Annotated in this window: 22 protein-coding genes and 1 pseudogene; 7 read left to right on the forward strand and 16 right to left on the reverse strand. The window is 65.5% G+C overall.

Going from position 1 to position 22,126, the window contains the following annotated elements:
• Positions 1-258: 258 nt before the first annotated feature.
• Positions 259-1,230: pseudogene (locus tag A5634_RS08305) on the forward strand (AAA family ATPase); the annotation flags it as partial.
• Between the two features lie 56 nt (positions 1,231-1,286).
• Here A5634_RS08305 and A5634_RS08310 read toward each other — a convergent pair.
• The 9 genes from A5634_RS08310 to A5634_RS08350 form a co-directional block, all read right to left on the reverse strand.
• Positions 1,287-1,580 (reverse strand): hypothetical protein, encoded by a 294-nt coding sequence (locus A5634_RS08310; protein WP_065143575.1) that lies wholly within the window; start codon positions 1,578-1,580, stop codon positions 1,287-1,289.
• Between the two features lie 15 nt (positions 1,581-1,595).
• A complete protein-coding gene (locus A5634_RS08315; RefSeq protein WP_155769434.1) occupies positions 1,596-1,862 on the reverse strand; it encodes a WXG100 family type VII secretion target in 267 nt (88 codons plus the stop codon).
• 81 nt (positions 1,863-1,943) lie between these two features.
• On the reverse strand, positions 1,944-2,756 hold the full coding sequence (locus tag A5634_RS08320) for an ESX secretion-associated protein EspG (protein ID WP_065143577.1): 813 nt from the start codon (positions 2,754-2,756) through the stop codon (positions 1,944-1,946).
• Positions 2,753-3,829, reverse strand: coding sequence for a PPE domain-containing protein (locus tag A5634_RS08325; protein ID WP_065143578.1), 1,077 nt, complete (start codon positions 3,827-3,829; stop codon positions 2,753-2,755). Before A5634_RS08325 ends, A5634_RS08320 begins: the two co-directional genes overlap by 4 nt.
• 62 nt (positions 3,830-3,891) lie before the next feature.
• Complete coding sequence (locus A5634_RS08330; RefSeq protein WP_065143579.1) at positions 3,892-4,179, reverse strand: PE family protein; 288 nt, start codon at positions 4,177-4,179, stop codon at positions 3,892-3,894.
• A 9-nt stretch (positions 4,180-4,188) separates the two neighbouring features.
• Entirely contained in the window at positions 4,189-5,565 is a 1,377-nt protein-coding gene (locus tag A5634_RS08335; protein ID WP_155769435.1) for a hypothetical protein, read from the reverse strand.
• Between the two features lie 9 nt (positions 5,566-5,574).
• Positions 5,575-5,865 (reverse strand): hypothetical protein, encoded by a 291-nt coding sequence (locus A5634_RS08340; protein WP_081290292.1) that lies wholly within the window; start codon positions 5,863-5,865, stop codon positions 5,575-5,577.
• A gap of 151 nt (positions 5,866-6,016) precedes the next feature.
• The gene (locus A5634_RS08345) at positions 6,017-6,367 is read right to left on the reverse strand and encodes a YbaB/EbfC family nucleoid-associated protein (RefSeq protein WP_065143580.1); all 351 of its coding nucleotides are present in this window, start codon (positions 6,365-6,367) and stop codon (positions 6,017-6,019) included.
• Positions 6,364-6,702, reverse strand: coding sequence for a hypothetical protein (locus tag A5634_RS08350; protein ID WP_065143581.1), 339 nt, complete (start codon positions 6,700-6,702; stop codon positions 6,364-6,366). Before A5634_RS08350 ends, A5634_RS08345 begins: the two co-directional genes overlap by 4 nt.
• A gap of 179 nt (positions 6,703-6,881) precedes the next feature.
• Between A5634_RS08350 and eccA the strand changes: the two genes are divergently transcribed.
• From eccA to A5634_RS08365, 3 genes are all read left to right on the forward strand, one after another.
• Positions 6,882-8,717, forward strand: a complete 1,836-nt coding sequence (gene eccA, locus A5634_RS08355; protein WP_065143582.1) for a type VII secretion AAA-ATPase EccA — start codon at positions 6,882-6,884, stop codon at positions 8,715-8,717.
• Entirely contained in the window at positions 8,717-10,348 is a 1,632-nt protein-coding gene (locus A5634_RS08360) for a MinD/ParA family ATP-binding protein (RefSeq protein WP_065143583.1), read from the forward strand. Before eccA ends, A5634_RS08360 begins: the two co-directional genes overlap by 1 nt.
• Positions 10,349-10,755: 407 nt before the next feature.
• On the forward strand, positions 10,756-11,001 hold the full coding sequence (locus A5634_RS08365) for a hypothetical protein (protein ID WP_065143584.1): 246 nt from the start codon (positions 10,756-10,758) through the stop codon (positions 10,999-11,001).
• Here the strand turns inward: A5634_RS08365 and A5634_RS08370 are convergent.
• Genes A5634_RS08370 through A5634_RS08390 form a run of 5 tightly spaced genes read right to left on the reverse strand, consistent with a single transcriptional unit; the run spans position 10,998 to position 16,771 of the window.
• Positions 10,998-12,494 carry a class I adenylate-forming enzyme family protein gene (locus A5634_RS08370; RefSeq protein ID WP_065143585.1) on the reverse strand — a complete coding sequence of 499 codons (1,497 nt, stop codon included), beginning with the start codon at positions 12,492-12,494 and terminating at the stop codon, positions 10,998-11,000. The genes A5634_RS08365 and A5634_RS08370 overlap by 4 nt on opposite strands.
• Entirely contained in the window at positions 12,491-13,444 is a 954-nt protein-coding gene (locus tag A5634_RS08375) for an acyl-CoA dehydrogenase family protein (RefSeq protein WP_065143586.1), read from the reverse strand. The genes A5634_RS08370 and A5634_RS08375 overlap by 4 nt, the downstream gene beginning before the upstream one ends.
• The gene (locus A5634_RS08380) at positions 13,441-14,598 is read right to left on the reverse strand and encodes an acyl-CoA dehydrogenase family protein (RefSeq protein WP_172831659.1); all 1,158 of its coding nucleotides are present in this window, start codon (positions 14,596-14,598) and stop codon (positions 13,441-13,443) included. Before A5634_RS08380 ends, A5634_RS08375 begins: the two co-directional genes overlap by 4 nt.
• Positions 14,595-15,701 (reverse strand): acyl-CoA dehydrogenase family protein, encoded by a 1,107-nt coding sequence (locus tag A5634_RS08385; RefSeq protein WP_065143587.1) that lies wholly within the window; start codon positions 15,699-15,701, stop codon positions 14,595-14,597. The genes A5634_RS08380 and A5634_RS08385 overlap by 4 nt, the downstream gene beginning before the upstream one ends.
• Positions 15,698-16,771 (reverse strand): acyl-CoA dehydrogenase family protein, encoded by a 1,074-nt coding sequence (locus A5634_RS08390; protein WP_065143588.1) that lies wholly within the window; start codon positions 16,769-16,771, stop codon positions 15,698-15,700. The genes A5634_RS08385 and A5634_RS08390 overlap by 4 nt, the downstream gene beginning before the upstream one ends.
• Positions 16,772-16,851: 80 nt before the next feature.
• Between A5634_RS08390 and A5634_RS08395 the strand changes: the two genes are divergently transcribed.
• Complete coding sequence (locus A5634_RS08395) at positions 16,852-17,694, forward strand: LLM class flavin-dependent oxidoreductase (protein WP_065143589.1); 843 nt, start codon at positions 16,852-16,854, stop codon at positions 17,692-17,694.
• Here A5634_RS08395 and A5634_RS08400 read toward each other — a convergent pair.
• Positions 17,666-18,406 carry an SDR family oxidoreductase gene (locus A5634_RS08400; RefSeq protein ID WP_065143590.1) on the reverse strand — a complete coding sequence of 247 codons (741 nt, stop codon included), beginning with the start codon at positions 18,404-18,406 and terminating at the stop codon, positions 17,666-17,668. The two genes, A5634_RS08395 and A5634_RS08400, sit on opposite strands and share 29 nt — an antisense overlap.
• Positions 18,407-18,414: 8 nt before the next feature.
• A complete protein-coding gene (locus A5634_RS08405) occupies positions 18,415-19,236 on the reverse strand; it encodes a FadR/GntR family transcriptional regulator (protein ID WP_065143591.1) in 822 nt (273 codons plus the stop codon).
• A 97-nt stretch (positions 19,237-19,333) separates the two neighbouring features.
• Between A5634_RS08405 and A5634_RS08410 the strand changes: the two genes are divergently transcribed.
• A complete protein-coding gene (locus A5634_RS08410; RefSeq protein WP_437339956.1) occupies positions 19,334-21,712 on the forward strand; it encodes a CoA transferase in 2,379 nt (792 codons plus the stop codon).
• A gap of 15 nt (positions 21,713-21,727) precedes the next feature.
• Positions 21,728-21,928 carry a ferredoxin gene (locus A5634_RS08415; protein ID WP_065143592.1) on the forward strand — a complete coding sequence of 67 codons (201 nt, stop codon included), beginning with the start codon at positions 21,728-21,730 and terminating at the stop codon, positions 21,926-21,928.
• Positions 21,929-22,126: the final 198 nt, after the last annotated feature.

The raw sequence follows: 22,126 nt of genomic DNA on the forward strand, positions 1-22,126 counted from the left end.
CGTTCCGGACGCCCCCTTCAATTGACGAAGCGGAGATCGCCCACCCGGAGCGGTTTGCGCCGCCCTCGGGCTGGCGCGGGGCGGGGTGCTGCGCCTGGGCGAGGTGGAACACGTTGTCCCGGAGGCGGTCCCGGCCACCAGGGTGGCGGTGGGAACGGTCCGGGTGGCGGTGGTGGCGGCGGCCAGGGCAGCTTGGCGCCCGGTCGGGCCGCCGGCGCTCGGAATTGATGAGGCGGTCCCGACTGCGGAGAAGGCTGCGGCGGTTGCTGGCCCGCGGGGTATCAACCGTTCCGGACGCCCCCTTCAATTGACGAAGCGGAGATCGCCCACCCGGAGCGGTTTGCGCCGCCCTCGGGCTGGCGCCGAGCCGTGCACAAGGCCACCTCGGGCCACGTCAACCCAGGCGCGTCCCGCAAGGAACGCCGGCAGGAACATCTGCTCGCCGAGATTCGCCAGCCGATCGTCGGCGACTTCCGCATCGCGGTGCTCTCGATCAAAGGTGGGGTCGGAAAGACCACCACCACCTTCGGATTGGGATCGGCACTGGCGACGGTGCGTCACGACCGGGTGATCGCCGTCGACGCGAACCCGGACCGCGGCACGTTGGGCGAGCGGGTCGGCGACCTGTCGACGCGCTCGACCGTGCGAGACCTGTTGTCAGATCCGAACATCAACCGCTACGCCGACGTCCGCAACCACACCCTGATGGCCACCAGTCGGCTCGAAGTGCTTGCCAGCGAACAGGATCCGGCTGTATCCGAGGTATTCGGAGCCGAAGATTACCGGCGCACGGTGGAGATTCTGCGGCACTTCTACAACATCATCTTGACCGACTGCGGCACCGGCATCATGCATTCGGCGATGTCGGCGATCCTGGATCTGGCCCACAGCATCGTGCTGGTCAGTTCACCGGCCATCGACGCGGCGCGCAGCGCGTCGGCAACGTTGGACTGGCTGATGCAACACGGGCATTCGGGCCTGGTTCGGGAAGCCCATGTGGTGCTGAGCGCCTCGCGGCCGGGTTCGGCGGCGCTCAAGCTCGACAAGGTCTACGAACATTTCCAGTCACGTTGCCGGTCAATACATTTGATCCCGTTCGACCAGCACCTCGCCGAGGGGGCCGATGTGGACTTCAACCGGTTGAACCCCGCGACCAGACAGGCCTACCTCGAACTGGCCGGAGCCGTCAGCGAAAACTTCGGCCGGCTCAGAGCGCCGCGGGAGTCCTAGATCTGAAAGGGCCCGGACCCGCCGTTGCGGCAAGCCCGGGCCCCCATCGGGAGAGGTCAGAAACCGCCCGCCAGGCTCTGGTCCAAAGCCTGCATCTCGTCCTGCTGGTCGCTGGCGCCGGCACCGGTCGCCTGGATGGCGTCCAGGTAGTCCTTCAGCTTTGCATCGATGCTGGCGTGGGCGGCCTGCAACGCCTCAGGCGTCGCGCCCTGCCACAGGTCCGAGATGCCCTGGAAGATCTTGTGGACGTCGTCGGCAATCGTGTGGATGTCGGTCACGACTCGCTGGATGTGATCCAATCCGTCGTGGTTCTCGGCGAAGTTGTAGAGGATGTCGCTGGTCGTTGCCATGTCAATTCCTTTCTGTCACATCGCCTGAGCGGTGATTTGATCGACCTTGTGCTGTGCCTCGGTAACGACGTGGTCCAGCTCGTTGCCGACCGCCGTCAGGTCGGAGTCATGGGACTGCATGGCCTCGCCGAATCGCTTCGCCTGCCCGCCGTGCCACGAACTATGCACCATCTCCTCGGCGCGGAGACGCATGTCGGCCTGCCGGTTCTTCACCTGCCGAACCTGCTCCTCGATGTTGCGCAATACCTGTTTCGCTTCTTCGGGCGAAAGAGCAACGGTCATTTTCATCTCCAATCTCTGTTGGTAACGGGACTGTCCCGAAAAGGCCTGTGGGATTAGTTAATTGGGTGTCTCAACTGTGATCTAGAGCCTCTCCCATCGTTCCGCGGATACCTCGATGAGCTGGCCGATCGCTTGTCCGAGCGCATGGTCTGAGCCCGGCTTCAGCGTGGTCCACAGCTGTCCATTGGGAGAGGCGCTGGGCGCACCGACGATGCGACCCTGCTTGGTATAGAACACCCCGACCGCGGCGGGTTGCCGCGAAATGCGGTCTTGATCGGAACACAGTGCGTAGTAAACGATTTCGGCGAACGCGGCGCGGGTGGACAGGGCGGAGCCCAGCGTCATCGCGGTACGGGGTTCGGCGCCGAGCGCCCGCACCCGATCGGCCAATTGCGCCGCGTCGTGCGTGCCCGTCAGGTAGCGGCCCACCGCCTCGAGGGGCGCCGGCACTGGAGAAAACTGTGCGGCCTCGGCCCGCGGCAGCTCCGCGATCAGGGCTCGGGTGACTCCGGGCAGATCCGGCGGGGCGTCGATCACCCGCAGTGTGATTTCGTTGGCCACCCGACGCGCCAGCAACTGCAGATCGCCGCGACGCACGATCGAATAGCGGGCGAGGCCTCGCGGCGTCATCAACCGCATCGCCAACTCCCGGTGCGGACGTTCCAACGCAGCCAGCAGCGGTGTCAGATCGGGATCGATTGCGCCGTCGATGATCAGGCCGCGCGCAACGAGGCGACGTGTGGCCGAGTCGAGGGCCGTCGTGAGTGCGTCGACCGTGCCGTACCTGGGCCGCACGGCCAAAACGACTGGGAATCCCTGAATCCCAATTCGCGAACCAATGACCTGAAGCTCGTCGTCGGTCAGGGTGAAGTCCGCGGCCACGGCAGTGGTCACAACGTCACCTCCTGTTCGGCGCCGATCACCGGCGGGGAAACCCACCGGTCGGAGATCTGCTGCAGCGTTCGTTCCGGCTCGGTGGCGAAGCCCTCCACCTGCTGCGGATCCGGCGTCACGAGGTCATCGAATATCGCGGTGTTCGGGCCCCAGCTGACATTCGAGACCATGAATGGCGCGTCGCTTTGCTGCGCGGCCGGCAACCAGGACTGGCCGGCATCGGACAAGCTCGCACCCGCCTCGCCGCCACCCTCGAGCGTCTCGGCTTCGCGGAAGGACTCGTATTCGCGGCTGCCCTCGTCGCGCCGCGCTCCGGCCATCGGCGCGTAACCGCCACCGCGGCCAAACCCGTTGCTGCCGGCGGAATTTCCGGCGAAACTGGTGCGCTTCAGCTGCTTGGCCTCGTCGCTCGGTTTGATCGGAGTGGCCATCATCGGTGACAGCTGCCTGGCGGCACCACCGCCGCCGCCACCACCGCCGCGCGAACCGCCACCGGACTTGCCGTCTTTTTCCGCGGCGAGGGCGGCGCCGGTGGTGACTTGTGGCGGAAGCGGCTGCTCCCACGGCTCGGCCAGTTCGGCCACGGCATCCTCGTAGCGGTTCATCACCGCGGCGGCGTCCGCCTGCTGGGCCGAAGCCGCCTCGTCGAACTCGGCGAAGCTGCCGTGCAGGATGGCGCCGTTGTATGCCGACAGTGATGCCATCATGTCCTGCGCCGCCTTGGCCTCCACGGCTTCGGGAACACTGGGCATCGACAAGATCGCGACCGTGTTGGCTACGGCGGCCTCTTCGGCCCGTCGGCCGTTCGCGGCCGCGTTCAGGCTGGCCGCCTGCAGCCACTTGCCGAACACTTCGAGCTTGCGGACCACCGCCTCGGAGGCACTGCTTTCCCATGCGGTCCGATAGCGTTCGACGATCTGGTCGAAGTCGGTCGAAATCTTCGCGAACTCGTTCGCCACCCGAATCCAGGCGGCGCCGGCTTCCCCGACCGAGGCCGGCCCGGGTCCTTCGGTCAGGTCGCGCGCCAGTTGTTCGGTACTGCGTGATTCCCACACCACATTGGTGAATCCCATGCTCAAGCCCCCCTTCGAGTCTTAGCCGAGGTCGCTGTCCAGCGACGTTTGATCGAATCGCGTTATGCGAGGTCTGCTTCCGCGATGCGCCCGGAGTGCGAGCGCAACGTCGCCGAAATCTCTTGAATCTCGTTGGCGCCCTGTCCAGATGCCTTGGCGAACGAGCCATGGACCTCGTTGAGGGTGTGCGCGACCCGTTGTGAGACCTCGTCGTGCCCCGAGGCGATCACGTTGAGATTCGGCAACTCGGTTTCCATCACTCGTTGCATGCGGTTGGCGAGTTCGTCGAGTTGTCTGGTGACCTCGGTGACCTCGTTCGGCTGAATGGACAGGCGGTCGTTGGCGGCCATTTCGTGCTCCTAAATTCGAAGTTTGATATCGGGGTTGTCGTCTGGATTGATGTTGGTATCGCCGATCACCGCAGGGCTGACGTGGCCGAGATCACCGACGATCTCGCCGCCCTGATCAGTGGTGTGCAGGAACGACGCCGCCGAGTGGCTGCCGCTGGCACCGGCCTTGCCGCCGTGAGCGCCGGCCGCGCCCATCATCCCGGCGCCGCCCATACCCATGCCCATGCCGGCACCACCACCCATTGGCCGGGCAGCCACGGATCGGGCGGCGGCCGCGGCGTTGGTCTCGTTCTGCAACATTGGTGAGGAAGGCGTTGCCCGAGCCGGTGTGGTTGCGCCGAGACCTCCGCCTCCGCCGCCATGGCCGCCGCCAGTCGGGTGGGACGCGCTCACCATCCGGCCCGTGTGACCCAGCGCCGAAGCCGGTCCCGCCGCACCCTGGGCCGCCTGGCCCAGCCCTGACGCCAGGCTGGTGCCGGCCTGCATGCCGGCCTGTAGGGCTTGAGTACCAGCCTGGACACCCATCGTGAGCGGCATGGCGCCCATCTGCATCGCGGGGCCGATCATGCTCATTCCCACCGACAGCATCGGGCCGAGCATCCCCATGGCCATCTCGGGCCCCTGCGCGACGGCGACCGGGGCACCGGTGGCGGTGGTCGCGGCGGCCTGAGTGGTCAGGGTGCTTTCCAGTTCGGTGATGCATTCGGTGGCCAGCGCCGTGGCCCGCGAAGCCGATTCGACCATTTCCGGTGCCGTCCAGGGCAGTCCGGCGGAGAGGCCTTCAAGCTCGTGTTGGCATTGCGTGAGGATCTCGATCAGCCGTGCCTGCCCCTGTTGGACGTTGGCGGCCGCAGCGGTGTACTCAGCTCCCAGCGCGGTGCCCTGGGCGCCGACCGCGGCACCGTTGGCCAATGTCTCTCCGGTCTTCGCGGCGGATGCGGCGGCGCCGGCGCCCGACCACCCTTGGCCGCCCATGCCGCCCATCATCTGCCCGAGCGCTTGCTGCAAACCGCCGGCCGCCTGTTGGAAGGCTTGGGTCACGCCACCGAACATCTGAGTCGGGTTCAAGCCCTGGAACAGGCCCGGGCCGAGAGTGCCGAGCATGTCGGTGACGGGCTTGAGCAGGCCGCCGGTGAAGTTGCTGCCCATGCCCTGAGCCCCGGTGAGGTCGGCGGGGATAGCCTCACCCGGTAGTCCGGAAAAGTCCGGCCCACCCATGGGCAACTGGCCCAGGTTGAACTGGTTGAGAATGTCCTGCACGGGCCGGTTCAGCCAAGCTTGCAGGTCGTTCTCCACCTGATTGATGACCGGCAAGTGATCGAAGTCCGCGATCGGATCGAACTGGCCGGATGACCCTGCCTCCGGCGCAGGGTCTGCGGTACCCATCGTTTGGTCCTAGACGTCGGTGGGCGTATCGGTAGCGACGTAGGCCCCCTGCGACATATGCGTTGCAGCGCCCAGTAGCCCGTGATTGCTGGCGGTCATCATGCCGCTCAAGACGTTGTTTGCCGTGGTCTCGTGCATCACCGGGATCATGTTCGCCGCCGCGATCGCACCCAGTGTCATCGAAAACGAAGTCAGCACCGCTGGAGTTACCGCGCTGTACGCGGCCGTGATGCCGGCGCACGCGGCCTCTTGCGCGTCGTTGAGTCCCTCCATGAACTCAGGTTCCATTGAGAACTTCATCTGCTTCTTTCCCCCAGGATTCCCGATGAGTTGCAGCCTTGCGCTGGTCTTTCAACCCTAAGCGCCCCCGCAGCCAATAAACTGCACGAATTTTAAGCAGACTTTTGCGATGCGTGCGATTCACATGTGTGCAATAAGCGTCGACAGTAAGTTATTTCGGCTCCACGACGGTGCCGTCGGATCGAACCAGCGGCGCGTTCTGCAGTTCCTGCATGCGGACCATGAACTCCTTGAGAAGGAAGTTGTAGCGTTCCGCTGCGACCTTGGCGGCGGCGGCGGCCGTGTCGACGATCAGGCTGGCCAAGGCATCCGGATCCAGCCGGCTGGCGGGCGGTCCCAGCCACAATCCGGTCAGTCGACCCAGCCCGTCGACCTCGGCACTCACCGCCCGGTCACGGCTGGTCACCCGCGCAGAAATCGCTCTGGACTGCTCGGTCATCGACTGCAAGAGGTCTCGTTGCTTGGTGGCACGTGCGATCACCGACTGCGCCAGGCTGGTCATACCGACCTCATCCAGGTAGCGGGAGGCTCGTCTTGATCCTCTCCGTACAGCTCTTCTTCGGCACGGGCCAGGTCTTCCTCGGTCGGCAACCGAATTTCCCGCAGCGACGAAGCGGTAAAACCCTTGCTGACCAGCTCTCGTCGGAAGGCCACCTGGGCTCGCAGCGCAGACAGCTTGCACAGCGCAAGAATCTCACTCGCCAGCTCCTGGGGCGGCCGGGCGAGCTCGGACCGGTCCAGTTTGAGCGCCGTCGGAAGCCCACGTTCGGTGGTGACGACGGCGATGGTCCCGGTCCGGGACCGCACCGGTTGTCGTTGCGGCTGTTGCTGTGGCACTCCGGCTCACCTCCACGCTCGCCGAAATCTGGATCGTGCATTGATTTGACGACGAAATGCGACTGTTCGGATCGGTACAATAACTTTTTACCGCCCAGGACGTGGGGAACATGAAGGGCGAGACTTTATTTTGCCGCACGGCCACCCCTGCGTAGTCGCTAGTAGTAAGGACCAAGTAGATGCCTGGCACCCGGGACGCGCAGCGGGTCTTCGATGCCGGCGTGTTGTCGCTGGGAATTCCCATTGATGGGCTGGAAACCGATCGCGACGTGCAATACGCGGCCCTGGCTTTCAAACGGGCGACCGAACACGACCCGCAGATGAGCGACGCCTGGCTGGGACGCGCAGCGGCCGGGGAGACCAGCGGAGAGGTGATTTACAACCTCTGGCGGACCAGCAAAGAAAACCTCAACCGTGAACAGCGGCGGCTGGGGCTGCCCCGGCACGCGCTGAGCGGACGCTTCCAAACCGGCTTGTACTTGGATTACACGCTGGGCACGCTCACCGAGGTCTGGCTGGCTTATGCGGCAAACATGATCGCGGGCAAGGACTTCGACGAGGCCGAGCGGGTGCTCGACGAGTTGGACGCGATGCGCCGGGCGATGCCCGAAGGCGACGCCGAGTCCGCCGAAATCTGCGCCTACGTCCGAGCCGTGCTGCACTTCACCACTCAGCGCTGGCCGGATGTGCTTGCGACACTTGCAAATTCGGCCTCGTTCGCTGACGAGTACATCGCCGCCGGAGCGCATCTGATGGTGGGGTCGGCATGTGCGCAGATGGGTTTGTTCGGCGAGGGCATTCGTCGCCTTGACCAGGCGATCGATGGCCCGATTCCGGCAGCAGGCCGCGCCGCCGAGTTCTGTAAGGGCCTGACGTTGCGCGAGATGGGTAAGGAGCCCGAGGCGCGCGTAATTTTCGAGCGGATCTACAGCGAGGAGCCCGGGTTCGAGGCGAACGCGGCGGCGCTGCATGATCCCAAGTACCGGCTCATTCTGAGCAGCGCCGAAGACATCGAATCTCGCACCAACAAGTGGGATCCCAGCACGGCGCGCAACGCTCAGGAGATCAGTGCCGAGGGCATCGCCGAACGCGGCAACGAGTACTTGCGCGCAGCGCAGCAGGAGCTGGACCGCCAAATCGGCTTGACCGACGTCAAGCTGCAGGTGGCCAAGTTGCGCTCCGCCGCCAAACTGGCCAAGGTCCGCGAGGGCAAGGGTCTCAGCGCGGCATCCCGCAGCCTGCACCTGGCGTTCACCGGTCCGCCGGGAACGGGCAAGACCACCATCGCCCGCGTCGTCGCGCAGGTCTACTGCGGGCTTGGGCTGCTGAAGACGCCCGCGGTGATCGAGGCGAAGCGCAGCGACTTCGTCGGTGAACACCTGGGCAGTACGGCGATAAAGACGTCTGCCCTGATCGATTCGGCGATGGACGGGGTGTTGTTCATCGACGAGGCGTACACGCTGATCCAGACGGGTCTCTCCGGCGGTGACGCGTTCGGCCGCGAGGCGGTGGACACTTTGTTGTCCCGGATGGAGAACGACCGCGACCGGTTGGTGGTGATCATCGCGGGCTACGACTCGGAGATCGACCGGTTCCTGGCTGCCAACGAAGGCATGGCGTCCCGGTTCACCAAGCGGATTCGGTTCGCCTCTTACGACCCGATCGAGTTAGGTGACATCGGTCGCTTGGTTGCCAAGACGCGGGACTCCGAGCTGACCGAGCCGGCCTATGACGAGTTGGTTGCCGCCTGCGAGCGCCTTTACGCAGGTCAATCCCTGGACGACACCGGTCAGTTGCGTCGCGACATCGACCTGGTCGGCAACGGACGGTTTGTCCGCAACGTGATCGAGACGGCCGAAGAGGAGCGGGAGTACCGGCTGAGCGAACGCGAGGACGTCAGCCTCGAGGATCTCGACGAAACGGAGTTGATGCGCATCGAGCTCAGCGACATGCGCGCCGCGCTGGAGAATGTGCTCGGTATGTCCAACCGCGAGCTGACCTCGAGAATCCAATAGTGAGCGACTCAGATATCCCCAAGCCCACGTCGGGATTCAAGCGCAGCAGTGACGCGGACACCAATCCGATTCCGGTGCAAGAGATTCGGGCCAAGCTTGCGCAGGAGGCTGCCGACGCAGAAGCGGCAACCGTTGTCGAAGACATAACGCCGATCGTCGACGACGCGCCGCAACGACCCGGACCGATGAGTGCCGGCACCCGGGTAATGGATGTGCCCGCGGTACCGACTGTGGATCCTGAGCCGGTTGCCGAAGGGGCTCACCGAGCGGATCCGGAGGGCACAGACGTCATCGACGTGCCGACGGCACCGAGGGGCGATTCGGAGCCGGTTGTCGAAGAGCCGGACCGACCGGGTCCGACGGCCGAAGGCACGCGCGTTATGGAGCTGCCGCCGCTGCCGCGGCCGCCGGTGCCCGAACCCCCGGCCGTTGACGACGGTCCGCCGGTGCGTCCGGCGCCGATACCGGGGCGTCCTGTCGCCGCCGATCCGCCCGCTCCACCGCCCGCGCCGACAGCGCCGCTCGCGTCGACACCGCCGCCGACACCGCCGCCGGCGTCGGACCCGAGACCCGCGCCGAGGCCACCGTCCACGTCGGATCCGCGGCTGAACCCGCCCGCGCCGCCGCCGGTGACAACGCCTTTCACTAGTGCCACACCCAGCACTCCATCACCGCAACACGGCGTCGCAGATCCGCGGATGCCGTCGCACACTGACCTCGGCCTGGTACGTCGCGCGCGACCGCAGCCGCAAAGCGGGTGGCGCAAGGTCGTACACCGCGTCACGGGCCTTACCCCCAAGGAATCCGAACAGGAGAACACCCGTCAGAAGCTCGTGGCGCGAGTAAGCCAACCGGTGCGCGGCGACTACAGCATCGCCGTGCTGTCGATGAAGGGCGGCGTCGGAAAGACCACCACGACGGTGGGGCTCGGCTCGACGTTCGCCGCGATCCGCGGGGATCGCGTCATCGCTGTCGACGCCAACCCCGACTTCGGCACCCTTGCCCAGCGTGGTCCCGACCAAAGTCGATCCACCGTGCGTGATTTATTGTTGGACGACAACATCTTTCGCTATTCCGACATCCGACGCCACACCTCGCAGAGCACCAGTCGGCTGGAAATCCTGGCCTCCGAACGTGATCCGGCCACCTCCGAGGCGTTCTCCGACGCCGACTATCGGGTGGTGATCCGGCTGCTGCAGCGGTTCTACAACCTGATCCTCACCGACTGCGGCACCGGACTGGTGCACTCGGCGATGGAAAGCGTGCTGGACGAGGCCGACGCGATCGTATTGGTCGCCTCGCCGGCCATCGATGCCGCCCGCAGCGCGCTGGCCACCCTGGATTGGCTGGAACATCACGGTCGTGGGCATCTGGTGCCGAATGCGACGGTGGTCATCAGCGCCGCCCGGCCGGGCAAATCCTCGGTGGACCTCGACAGACTCGCCGCGCAGTTCCTGACCCGCATCCGCGCCGTTCATGTGATTCCGTTTGACGATCACCTGGCTCAAGGGTCGGAGATCGTCTTGGACCTGATGGCCAGCCGGACCCGTCAGGCGTTTCTGGAATTGGCGGCATCCATCGCCGATGGGTTCGCGCATACTAAACGCACCGATCGCACCTCGCGCGGCTAGCTTCCGCAGCGGTGGCCACCACGGCCACGTGATACACCGCATGCCCAGACATGCATAACTGAAGCACCACCCGCACCCGCGGTAGCAGGAAACCAAAAGTCAACTCACACAACCGATCCGCGCACGCGGATGTGCTTGAACCCATGCGTCAGATTTTACGAAAGGGCACTGACAAGAAGTGTTTCGTTACCTTGGCAACCGGTCTAATCGCTGAAGCGACCACTCGCCTGTCCACCCCCCGTCCAACCACGTGTCGCTCAGAGCCGGGCAAAAATCACATTGCCCTCCAGGCAGGTGCGCGAGTGACAGATGGGACTCGCGGGCCCGTGATTCAGCGACCATTTGCGCCACGCGCTCGCTCCCGACGATGTAGCTTCTACGCAACAGGAGGCTGGAAGAGGTTGTACATGCTTACTCGGATTCACGGGGGCGCGGGCGGGTTGCTGGTTGCCGCCGTCGAATTGCTCGGCATCGTTTTGGCCACTGCGCTGTGGGTCTACGCAGATGCCAGGGCCCATGCCGGTCGCGGTCGTCCGGTTGTCTCTTCAGTGGGCTCGCTCCAATTGACCACACCAGTTGCTTGGTTTCTTGGCTGTCTCGTGCTGTGGGAGACGATCTTTCCGCACTACATCGACATGCGCGGCGGAGCCTAGCCTGTTTCGCGCGCGGCAATCATCGCCGAGCGGTTGATTTTCGTGGCTGCGGTACGGGGGATCGTGTCGACGAATTCGACCGTTTTGGGCACCTTGTAAGGAGCCAGTCGGCCCTTGGCGTAGTCGATGACCTCCTGTTCGGTCAGCGGGCCGGCAGCCTGGATCACGGCGTGCACACGGCGTCCCCACTGCGCATCGGCTAGGCCGATAACGACCACGTCGGCGATTGCCGGGTGGCCGGACAGCGCCGATTCGACCTCGGCCGGAAAAACGTTAGCGCCGCCGCTGATGATCATGTCCGCGCGGCGGTCGGTGATGTAGAGAAAGCCGTCCTCGTCCAGGTGGCCGATGTCGCCGGCGGATCGGAACCCGTCCTCGGTGGACGGTAGCGGCGGCGCGCCGCCCAGGTAGCGGTAGCCGGCGCTCATCGCGGCACGCAGATAGACGTCGCCGTCTTCGCCCGGGCCGACGGGGCGCTTGTCGGCGTCCAGGATCCGGATCTCGGTGTCGCGGAAACCCCGACCAACGCTGCCCGGATGACTCAGCCACTCGTCACCGCGTAGCGCCGTCAGCCCCAGGTTCTCGGTCATGCCGTAAGCCGTCACGATCTGTTCGGGGCTAAGTAGCTCGAACCAGGTACGCAACAACGACGGCGGCATCACGGCCGCGCCCTGCAGGATGAACACCACGCTGGACAGGTCGCGTTCGCGGATATCGGGCAGAGCGGCAACGCGTGCCAGCATCGTCGGCGTCGCAGTGAAATTGGTGATCCGGTAACGCTCGATCGTGTCGACAAACAGTGGCGCATCGAATTTTTCGAGGATTACCAGGTGATCGCCGCCCAAGAGCATCAGGAATGTGGCGAACCCGTTGGTGTGATACATCGGTGCCGGCACCATGATTCGCTGGGGCTTTTCGACCGGCGTCCAGTTCGCCAAGAACGGTTCACCCTGTTGCGGTATCCACAATGACGGCGCCAGGTTGAGGATGACCTTGGGCACGCCGGTGGATCCGCTGGAGCAGATGCCGTTGGCGGTGGGGGAGACGGCTTCGGGCAAGGACGCTTCGGATTCGGCGCCCGCGCGGGTGTCGAGTTCCCAGCGGGTGGTGTCGTCTATGACGACGGTTGGGTCGATCACCGCGCGCACCCGCTCACGTTCCCACTCCGGCAGGTCCCAGTGCATGGGGATGGGAACCGCACCGATCTTCCAGCACCCCAGTGTCGCCAGCACGAGATGAACCGAGTTCGGGATGGCAATGGCCACAAAGGAACCCGTGCCAGCACCGCGAGCCGCGAGCGCGCGGCCCCATTGGTTGGCTCGGGCGTCGAGTTCACCAAAGGAAAGCGCCTGAGTGCTGCCGTCCAGTGCGACGACGGTCACCGCGGTGTCGTCGTGGCGCTGTTCGGCTAACTGCTGGAGCTTGGTGCTGAAAGGAATTCCGTCCGCGAATGGATTGACGGGCGCATCAACGGCTACGCTCTGCGAACTCATGCCGAAATACGCCCACTGAACAACGTTTCCAGGTGCCCGCTGCGTACCTCCGGGATCAGGCGCAGGGCCAGACCCTCGGGCCCCAGGGGCAAACGGATCAGTGGTTGGGTGTGCCGGTCGAGCACGCTGACGTCGGATTCGTCGCAGAAACCCAGCGCGCCGAGTAGTTGATGGGCGGTGCGTAGCATCTGCCGGGCGGTCTCGGCCGCCTTCAGGCGCAGCACTAGTGCATCTGCTGAAAGAACTTGCACCGCTGCAGATTCCGGTCGGCACAGCGTGTACTTGGCGAGCTCGTGCAGTCCGCGCACCGCGACCGCGGCGTCCGCAACGGCGAATCGAACGGCCTGAAAATCCGCCAATGGCTTGCCGAACTGCACCCGCGCCTGAACATGTTCGGTAACGATGTCCAGCGCCCGCTGCGCAGCTCCCAGAATCCGCCATGATCCCAGCACGAGATGAAGGTTAACGTCGGCGGCCGACACGGTTTTCTGGGGTCCCTGCGCGACGCGCAACGTTGCCGGCACCAGGAACGGACCCAGCTTGGCTGCGGTGCGCGATCCTGGGTGCGGTTGGTAGCGGTTGCCGTCAAGATCGGCAGCGACCCACCCGCCGGGCAGATCGCCGTGATCGATGCGGGGTGCGTCGGGGTTGACCAGGGTCAGCCGGGCACCGTCAGCGTCGGCAAGGGCCAACAGTTCCTCGACGAGCGGATAGGGCAGCGCCGTCGCGCCGGCGGCCTGGCAGAGCACCGCCGCGGCCAGCACGTCGTCAGGGCCCGATCGAACGTCGAGTTCGAACGTGCCCAACTCGCGCAGCGCGGCACCTGCAGCGTCTCGAACGGAGTTGTCGGTCTCGGCGCGCAGCGCCGCCTGCGGTCCGCCGAGCCGGGTCAAGCGTTTGACCGCAACAGCCGCGAAGTCGGTAATAGCCTGTGGCAGTTCGGTATTCACCGGCGTTCTCCCAGTACGTCGCGGGCCACCATCATGCGTTGCACTTCGATGGTGCCCGAAGCCACCGTGGCCGCCTGCGCGTAGCGCCAATGGTCGTCGACGGCGCCGTAGAGCGCCGCGGAGTTGCCGCTGTCCAGAGCCGAGGGGCCGAGCACGTCGAAGAGCAACTCGGCCACCACCTGATCGCACGTGGTGGTGGCGATGCGCGCCGCACTGGCCGCCGCACCCGCCGAGACATCGTCCTGTAGCGAGACGGCCCGGTATGCCATCAACCGCGCCACCCGCAAGTCGATCAGCGCCCGAACCCACCGGGCGCGAATCGATTCCGGCAGCCGGTCCCAGTCGTCGCCGAGTTCGGCCTGCATCCGGTCCAGCAGTGACTCGCAGCGGGCGTAACGGGCGATGCCGACCCGTTCAAACGCCAGCGCTTCTCGCATTACCCGCCAGCCGTCGCCCGGCTCACCCAGCACGTCACCCGGGTGAGCCCGCAGGTCGTCCAGGAACACCTCGTTGAGGTGATGCGGTCCGAGCATGGACGGGATGCCTCGCACGGTGAAACCGGGGCGGTCCATCGGAATCAGAAACAGGCTGAGCCGCTTGGACTTCGGCGCATCCGGGTGGGTGCAGGCGGCTAGCACACACCACGACGCCATCCGGGCGTAGGACGTCCACACCTTCTGGCCGGTGATGCGCCAACCGTCACCGTCCGGGACGGCGCGGGTGCGCAGCGACGCTAGGTCGGTCCCGGCCTCCGGTTCGGAGAACCCCTGGCACCAAATCACCTCTCCAGACGCGATACCCGAGAGGTGCGTGGCCTTCTGCTCGTCTGTCCCGTAGCGCATGATGGCCGGGCCGACCCAGTTAATACCCATGTACTGCGGTCCGCGCGGCTCGTAGTTGGCCCACATTTCCTCGCGCAGTACGGTCTGCTGCCAAATCGAACCGCCTCCGCCACCGTGCTCTTTCGGCCAGGCCAGCGCCAGTAATCCCTCGGACGCCAACAGCTTGCAGAACGATTCGGTGGTGGCCAGGTCGTCGGGATCGTCGGTGCAGGCGCCCAGAAAGTCGGCCGGGATGTGTTCGGCGATCAACTGCCGCAGTCGATTACGCAGTTCACCGGCTTCATCGCCGAGGTCGTAGTCCATCGTGGTCATCCCTTCGGCAGCCCGAGCACCCGCTCGGCGATGATGTTGCGCTGAACCTCGGAGGTCCCGCCGTAGATGGTCGCGGCCAGGGCATCCTGGCGCTCGAAGAGCAGGTCGGGGTCGCTGCTCGAGATGGGGCCGGCTGCCGCCGCGCTGAGCTCCCAAACACGTTGCAAGGTAATTGATCCGAGGAGTTTCATGGTGTCGGCTTCCGGGCTGGGCCGCCCACTCAGCTCATTACCCAGGGAGCGGTATCCGGTGGCTCGCAAGGCTTCGGCGTCGGCCAGCAGGCTGCCGAGTTCGGCGTAGATGTCGGGGCTCTGATGGGCGGTCAACGCGCTGCCCACCGAGTCCAGGCCGCGGGTGATCTCGACCCAGTTCATGATCCAAATCATTTGGCGCTCATGCTGCAGTGACGACAACGCGACGTTCCACCCGCCGTTGAGCGGTCCCAACAGGTTCTCCACCGGCACCTCGACGTCGTCGAGAAAGACTTCGCAGAACGTCTCGTCGGAGATCGAAGCCATCCGGATCGGTTCGATCCGCACACCCGGTGAGTGCAGATCCAGGATCAGACACGAAATACCGCGATGCTTGGGCGCATCCGGGTCGGTACGCGCATACAACGTGCACCATCGCGACAGGTGCGCATGAGTGGTCCAGATCTTGTGACCGTTGACCCGGAACGCCTCTCCGTCGTGCTCGGCGCGGGTACGCAGGCCGGCGAAGTCAGATCCCGCCTCCGGCTCGGACATGCCCAACGCCCACCATTCGTCGCCGCGCAGCAGCGGCACCAGCAGACGCTCGATCTGCTCGGGTGTGCCGAACTGCCGGATGCCCGGTGCCGCGACGCCCGGACCCTGAATGTTGGGCAATTTGGGCGCCGATCGCAATGCCCCTTCGATACGGATTTCCATCGCGTCGCGCAGGCCCAGCGACTGACCGCCGTGTTCGCGTGGCCAAGTGGGCTGAAGCCAACCAGCCTCGAACGCGGCCCTTTGATAGTCCCGCCGCAGCGGGATGTCCCAGCGATACTCCCGATACCGCTGGTAATAGTCCGCGGGTAAAAATTCGGTCAACCACGCGCTGAAAGCTTCTGTTACAGCCGTCATTTCGCGCCTTTCGCGAACCGGCGGCCCACCTCGTGGTAGAGCGCGCGACTGTCGCCCAGCAACGTGGCGCCCTGCCAGGCGTGCCGCACGAAGAGATGGGCGTCGTGTTCCCAAGTCTGTCCAAGCGCACCGTGCACCTGGACCGCGTTGCGTGCGCAAGCGGTCGCGGCATCTGCGGCCGCCGCCTTGGCCATCGCCGCCGAGTCCCAAGCCGACGGTTCGTCGAGCCGCGCGGCCGCCGCATAGGTGAGGCTGCGGGCGCGCTCGAGGCTGACGTAGTTGTCCGCCAGCGCGTGCTTGATTCCCTGGAAAGTGCCGATCGGCCGGCCGAACTGTTGGCGGGTCTTTGCGTGCTCGACGGATCGCTGCAGCGCGGCACGTGCGACGCCGACCAAATCGGCGGCCGCGGCCACCAGCGCTGCGGCCAATGCGGATTCGATCGACTCGACGGGTGCGACGACCACGGGCGCGGTATCGATCTCGACGTCGGCGATGGGCTGGGTGGGGTCCGTCGATTCGACGGCGGTCAGCGTGACACCCTCTCCTGCGCGCGCGACCGCAGCCACGATCCCTTCCTCCGATTCGGCGAGCGTGACGATCAGCTCGGCGCGGGTGCCGTGCGGGACGGCGACCGCGCGTCCGCGTAACCGGCCGTTGCGCAGCGTCATCGGCGCACCCGGCAGCCGCGCTCCGGGCGCGTGCGCCGCCAATGTCGCTATGACCCCGGAGCCGATCTCGGCGAGCACTTCGTCGGCCCTTGGACCGGCGGCACGCAGCACACCGGCGGCCAGTCCGACGCTGCTCAGTAGCGGCACCGGCGCCAGCACCGCGCCGCATTCCTCGAGCACGACCGTCAGCTCGAGGGGACCGTATTCACCGCTCGCATCGGGCGCTGCCAACTCCGTCCAGCCGAGGTCGACTACGGTCTTCCACAGGGTGCGCCAGTGCTCCGGGTCGGCCTCTTGGTCGCCCAGGGCTTGTCGGGCGGCATCGGGAGGACATTCGGCGCGCAGGATGCCGCGCACGGTGTCGCGCAGCGCCAACTGCTCCGACGTCAGACCAACATCCATAAGACCCCTAACATAATAAAAATAGTAAACTAGCGACCGCCGCGCAATCGCAGGCAACCGGTGCATGCTGAGGTGGTCGAATGGTCGAGTGGTACTTGTTCCTGCCGCAGGTCCGGTTGCCGGTGGCCGACATCGTCGATCGTGCGCAGCACGCCGAGGCGGCCGGTTTCGACGGAATTGCTTTCATCGACCATCTTGAGGCGCCCGGCCAGTCAGATGAAAACATCTGGGAGGCAATGAGCATTGCGGACTGGGTCGCGGCCAGGACGCAGCGGCTGCGGGTCGGTCACCTGGTGCTTTGTGACGCGTTCCGGCATCCGGCAGTGCTGGCCAAGCAGGCCGTCACTCTGTCCGCCGCATCTGAAGGTCGCTTCGATCTGGGTCTCGGGTCGGGGTCTTGGCCGGCCGAGTTCACCAAATTTCAAGTCGGACAGCAGGATCCAGTGGCACGCGTCGAACAACTCGGTAGGCACCTCGAGTTGATCACCCAGTACTGGGCGGGAGGGCAGCAACCGACACCGACACATTCGATACCGTTGCTGCTCGGCGGCAGCGGACCGCGACTGATGAAACTGGTTGCCCGATATGCCGATTGGTGGAACTTGCAGGCCAATCATTTGGACCGGCTGCCCCGGCTGGCCGATGCAGCCGGATCGGCTCGGATTTCGGTGCAGCAGATGGTCGGTTTCGTACGGGCGGATGCCGATTCCAACGCTGTGCGCGAAGTGAGCACGCGCCGGTTCGGTCACCTGGGGCCGGGGCTGGTCTGTGGCGACGCCACCGAATTGACGGCACATTTTGCCGGCCTGGCCGCCCAGCGGGTTGAACGGTTCTACGTGTGGTTCGCGGACTTCGCCGCCCCGAAGTCGCTGGTCGAATTCGGCGAAACGGTAATCAGGAACTTCCCGAACGCTGTGTCATAGCGCGCCGGCGTGCTTCGGTGGGGACGACCGGCGGGCGTGCGAACGGTCCGCGCTCTACCGCACTCAACCGGATCTCGGGCAGGTCGACAGCCGGGTCGACGGTATCCAGCCACGCGACCGCATTGGCGATGTCAGACACCTGAATCGCATACATCTCGAACGGAACATCCTGCAGCATCTCGGTTTCCACGGGTCCGGGCGTCACGACGTGGACGGCGATGCCGTCGCGGTCGACTTCCATCGCCAACGCTCGCGCGAACGCGTTCATGCCCGCTTTGGATGCGGAGTAGGCGGTGCGCGCCATCATCGGTTCGTGAGATGCCGACGACGAGATGAAGATCAACCGGGCACCCGGTTTCATCCGGGGCAGCACGGCAGAGGTCACCACGAAGCACGAATCCAGGTTCGCCGAGATGATGGTGCGCCATTGTTCGAAAGTCTGCTTGCGCGCGTAGGTCCCGCCCAGCACGCCGGAGGCGTGCACGACGAGGTCGATGTGGTCGAGAGCGCTGATCGCGGCGGCGAATTCGTCCGGGTCGGAGGCGTCGGCGACGATCGGGCGGGCACCGATCTCCTCGGCCGCGGCACGTAACGGACCCTGACGCCGCGCGACCACCGCCACGTCGTAGCCGAGCTCACACAGCTTGGCGGCGCACGCTTTTCCGATGCCACCGCTGCCGCCGGTGACCAAAGCGGTTCTCGGGGTCGTCAAGCGCGGCCTTAAGGGCGCCGGACGTCCCGCGGGCGCGACAACGCCTGCGGAGACAATGCGTAAATCCGTTGTTCGGGCCGTCCGGACAACACGTAGGTCTGGGTATCGGCGAGGTGGCGGCCGGCGATGCGGCGGGCACGGTCCACGTCACCCTCGGCGATGGTCTCGGTCAGCTTGATGTGCGTGTTGAGGGCGGCACGCCGTTTGGCCAGCGACGGGTAGGTGCCGCGCGCCGAACTCTCGTCGGCCCAATGTTGTTCGTGACTACTCCACAGCGTCTCCAGGCTGCCGACGACCGCGATGATGGTGTGGTTACCGCAGCCGCGGACGATGAGATTGTGGAATTGGCGCCCAATTTCGGTGAACAGCCGACCGTCTTCGAGGTTCTCGGCCATGGCGTCGTTGACCTGCTTGAGTTCGGGCACCAAAGTGTCGGCCCGATCCGGTCGCTGAGCGGCCAGTGCGGCGCAGGCGGGTTCGAGTTCCTGCAACGCCGCACCCAGGTCGCTGACGGCCACGTTTTCGCTCTGCAATACCAGGCCGAGCATGTAGGCGGCGCTGGTTTTGGCCGGCGCGTGCACGACCGCGCCGCCGCGGTTGCCCCGCCGCACCGAGACCAGGCCCTCGGTCTCGAGAATTCGCAAAGCCTCGCGCAGCGAAACGAGGCTTACCTTGAACTGCTCGACAAGAACTTCCTGACGCGGCAACAGGTCGCCGTCGGCCAGTTCACCGTCGATGATCTGCCGGCGCAACTCGTCGGCTACGATTTCGGCGATCCTCGGCGCCGACAACCGGCGCCGGGCGTCGGGTCCAATTCCCAGGGCGGTCATCCGGTTCCTCGCTACCTCAGCAGGAGAGAGCACACGGTCGCTGAGCCGCGAACTCGACTGGCTTAGCTATTTTAGCAGTAATGGTATAAATAGCCGCGTGAGTCAGGGGGCCGATCGCCGGCCGACACCGCTCGACGAACTGCGGGTCGTCGAGATCAGTGACCGCCTGGCCGGCAGCTACTGCGGCAAGCTGTTAGTGGATGCCGGCGCCGAGGTCCGCAAATTTGAGCCGCCGCAGGGGGATTCGCTGCGGCGTTACACGGCGACGTGTGCACCGGTGCCCAGTGAGGCGAGCAGTCCGCTGTTCTGCTATCTCAACGCGGGCAAGAGCAGTCTGAGCGTGCCATCGGACTCAAAACGATTCCGCGCCGAACTCGCCGCCGCCGACGTGGTGATCCTGACTGGCGGGCGTTCACGGGCCGCCGCATTGGGTATCGATCCGCAGCGGGTGTTGGCGCAGTCCCCGCAAGCTGTCGTCGTTACGATCTCCGACTTCGGCTGGACCGGTCCGTTTGCCGATCGTGCCGCCACCGAGTTCACGCTGCAGGCCTGGTCGGGTTGTACCGGCTTCAGGGGTGATCCGGCCGGCCCGCCGATCTCGATAGGTGGCGACCTCGGCGAGTACATGGGCGGCGTCTATGCCGCGTTCGGTGCTGTTGCCGTGCGTCGCCGCGTCGCACGCGGGGGACCCGGTGAACATCTGGACCTGTCCATGCTCGAGGCGATCACCGCGATGCAAAGCAGCGAGTGGTTGCATTCACAACTACTGCGGGTTCCGCCGATTCGCCGCACCCTCGAAGTTCCGTCGATAGTGCCAGCCAAGGACGGGTATGTCGGCATCACGATGGTCACCGGACAACAGTGGCTGGATTTCGCTGCGATGGTCGAATGCCCTGAGTTCGAAGAGATTCCGCAGCTACGCTTCCAGATCGGCCGCTGGGACTACCGCGACTTCATCTACGAGTCGATCGGCCCCTGGATGGCCGAGCGAACCGTGGCCGAAATCGTCGAACTGGGCCAGCTATTCCGGCTACCGATCGCGCCGTTGGGCAATGGCGCCACCGTCCGCGACATGGCATATGTGACCGAACGCGAGGTATTTGTCGCCAACCCGGCTGGTTTCCACCAGCCCCGCTCGCCCTGGCTGATGTCGGTGTGCGGGCCCGCGCCGCTACGCGACGCCCAGGCTATCGGTGCGGCCAACGACGAATCAGTCTGGCAGAAGCCTGAATCCGCGCCATCGACGGCCGCGGCCGAGCTACCCCTGCAGGGCGTTCGCATTGTGGACCTGACTGCATTCTGGGCCGGGCCGGCCGCTACGCATCTGTTGGCGGCGTTCGGCGCCGACGTCGTCAAAGTGGAATCCATTCAGCGTCCCGACGGCATCCGCTATTCCGGCGGAATGCGCACCGACGTGGACGACTGGTGGGAGTACGGCTGGGTGTTTCACGCGATGAACACCAATAAGCGTTCGGTGACATTGGATTTGGGAAGTGCGGAGGGCCGCGACCTGTTCCTCACGTTGGTCCGTTCGGCCGACGTGGTGATCGAGAACTTCTCACCGCGGGTGATGGACCACTTCGGGCTCACCGCAGATGTACTGCTGGAGATCAACCCCAAACTCGTCGTCACCCGCATGCCGGCCTTCGGACTTACCGGGCCGTGGCGAGACCGGGTCGGATTCGCCCCCACCATGGAGCAGATCGGCGGGTTGACCTGGGTGACAGGCTTGCCCGAAACGCCCCCGGTGACCCCGCGTGGTGCCTGCGATCCGTTGGCCGGGGTGCACGCAGCGTTCGCGGTGCTGGCCGCCCTGCACTACGCCGAACGCACCGGGACTGGCCAGCAGGTCGAACTGCCGATGCTCGAAACGGTCTTGAATACCACCGCGATACAACCGATCGAGGCCGAGGTCTTCGGAAACACGTTGGGCAGGCGGGGAAACCGCGGCCACGGCGGCGCCATTCAGAACATCTACCGGTGTGCCGGGGAGGACGACTGGATCGCGGTAAGCGTGTGTGACGACCGTCAGTGGGCCGCGTTGGTCGATCTGATGGGGGCCGCACCCGACGAAGGTCTGGCTACCGAAGCCGGACGTCGGGAACGGGTCGATGAGATCGACCAGCAACTACGCGACTGGTTTGGCACCCAACCACTGCAGTCGTCGGTGGAGCTGCTGGCCGGCGCCAGGGTTCCAGTCGCGCCGGTCGTCTCGCCGTCGCTGGTCACCGAAAACGCGCAGCTGCGCGACCGCGGCTTCTTCGAGTCGCTCGACCACTCGCGGACCGGTCCCGGCCTGTATCCGACGCCGCCTTTTGCGCTGCTCGCCGGCCAGCGGCAATGGCTTTTGCGCCCACCGCCGACGCTCGGCGAGCACAATGAAGACGTATTGCGCGAGCAGTGCGGGCTCACTGAGCAGGACCTTGCGAACCTTGCCGCCAACAAGGTGATCGGGACCCGCCCGGTAGGACTCTGAGAGAAGGGACTTTCGATGCGAGTGATCGTTGACGCAGACATGTGTGAGGCCAACGGGTTCTGTGAATCCATCGCTGCCGACATCTTCGAGCTGGGCGACGAGGACGTGGTGCAAATCGCAGAGGGCCCAGTGCCGCCGGACCGTGAGATCGACGTGCGAGCCGCGGTGGACCAATGCCCGAGAGCCGCGCTGCGCATCGTTGACGACCCGTCCTGACGACGTGTCCCGATAGGGTGCATTCCGGACTCCGGACCACGAAAGATGAACCGGGTCAATACAAATCGGGTCGATCCGCAGGGCCCGACCACCAGCTCCGGCGGGCACGTTGACGTTCAATGTCTAAAATAGTAAAAATAGGGATAGTCGAACCGCGCTGCCGCGCGGGCGGCCCCGCAACTGAGGGTGGCCGTGGGA

Origin of the sequence: Mycobacterium asiaticum, from assembly GCF_001673365.1 — a bacterium.
Lineage (GTDB): Bacteria > Actinomycetota > Actinomycetes > Mycobacteriales > Mycobacteriaceae > Mycobacterium > Mycobacterium asiaticum_A.